This is a genomic window from Ulvibacter sp. 2210JD10-4, assembly GCF_058148525.1.
The window spans coordinates 1-260 of the sequence record NZ_JBYVJZ010000052.1 but is presented as its reverse complement, the minus strand read 5'-3'; the positions used below and the strand labels follow the sequence as shown (position 1 = coordinate 260).

Annotated in this window: 1 pseudogene; it reads left to right on the top strand. The window is 36.2% G+C overall.

Annotation, left to right across the window (positions count from 1 at the left end):
- Positions 1–251, top strand: a pseudogene (locus ACY2RT_RS15440) (quinol:cytochrome C oxidoreductase); the annotation flags it as partial.
- Between the last annotated feature and the right edge of the window lie 9 nt (positions 252–260).

Here is a 260-nt window from a genome sequence, read left to right as displayed (position 1 = left end):
TCAAGTGGTTTGTAATACTTACAGGAATCGTAATGCTTGCCGGGCATTATATAGATGTATATTTAATGATAACACCTGGTACTGTGGGAACTTCGTGGTTTATAGGAGTTCCGGAAATAGGAGCTATGTCATTTTTCTTCGGGTTGTTTGTTTTTGTCGTCTTTACGACACTAACAAAAGCACCATTGTTGATCAAAAACAACCCATTTATGAAGGAGAGCCAACATCTTCATTATTCATTAATTAGTTAGAGACAGATA